At 47.2% G+C, this 1,356-nt stretch carries 1 protein-coding gene; it reads left to right on the top strand.

The features are described from left to right. Positions 1-107 precede the first annotated feature (107 nt). Positions 108-1,298 (top strand): IS701 family transposase, encoded by a 1,191-nt coding sequence (locus tag L696_RS0112455; protein ID WP_025683922.1) that lies wholly within the window; start codon positions 108-110, stop codon positions 1,296-1,298. Positions 1,299-1,356: the final 58 nt, after the last annotated feature.

Below are 1,356 nucleotides of genomic sequence, written 5' to 3' on the forward strand. Positions count from 1 at the left end.
ACTGTACTTGCTCAAAATCAGTTCCATGAAATGTAAAAAGAGACACACTTGACTCTTCGCGTAAAATAGAAGTACCACCAACGACCCTACGCAGGAGAGAACAAGACATGTCCCATACGATTAAATTAACACAACAGAGCCATTGGAACAATCTTTTTAAGCAGTGGAAGCTCCCGCTATATTTTACTAAACCCGCGCTCCATCACATCAAGTACTTCGTGGATGGCATGCTTTCTACTGGATTTACGGGCACCTTAACCGACATTCATCGGGAAAGCTTGCAGGATCGAGATCGCAGAACCCTGAGTCATTTCTTATCTCACGGTCACTGGAACACTCCCTACCTTAAACGTATCGTTCAACGTGTAGCTTTTCAGCAGATTAAGGAGAGCGCTCAGCAGCATCACAGCCCGATTTTTGTGATCCTTGACGATACCGTGTGTGAAAAAACCAAGCCTTCGTCACAGGCTACGCATACGATGCAAGGAGCTTCGTTTCAGCATTCTCATCTCAAGGGCCGACATGTATATGGGCATGCCGTTGTTCAAGCCCTGCTCCGTTCGGGTGATCAGGTATATCCATTTGCTACGGAACGTTATGACCCGGAAGGAAAGAGCAAAATTGCCCTGGCTTGCGAGATGATCCAGGCCGTCCCGATGTCCACGTGCTGGACTTACGTGCTGATGGACTCGTGGTATCCGTCGTCTTCGGTGCTTCAAACGAGTGCCGAGCGAGGCTTTCATGTCATTAGTGGTTTGAAAACCAACCGTATTTTCTATCCACAAGGCATTCGGCAATCGCTCAAAAGCTTTGCTTCCTACATCTCGAAATCGGATACCGATCTGGTGACCATCGGCTCCTCCGCTTATCGGGTATATCGCTATGAAGGAAAGCTCAATCTCTTGGAAAACGCCGCACTGCTGCTGTGTTGGAAAGAGGGGGAAGGTTTTGACCCCAAACAAATGAAGGCTTTTCTAAGCACGGATGTTTCACTGACAAATGAAGAAATTCTAAGCTACTACAGCAAGCGTTGGGCGATTGAAACGTACTTTCGAACCGCCAAAGTCCATCTGGCAATGGATCGCTACCAGGTCCGATCCGCTAAGGCCATTGACCGTTACTTGACCCTACTGATGTTTGCTTCGATGTGCTGCATCTATGATGGCCAAGGAAGCTTGATCGATGGGTTACATCGCTACCGCTTACAGAAAAAACAGGACATGATTGAATATATCTACGACCAAGCTCAGTCCGGGGCTACATTAGCCCAAATTAAAACGCAGCTCAGAGCGGCATAGGGATACTGTCAGCTTTTTCAGCTTCCAAATTATTGAAGTGATTATTGGCAAGTACAGT

The sequence above is a fragment of the Paenibacillus maysiensis genome (assembly GCF_000520815.1).
Taxonomy (GTDB): Bacteria; Bacillota; Bacilli; order Paenibacillales; family Paenibacillaceae; genus Paenibacillus; species Paenibacillus maysiensis.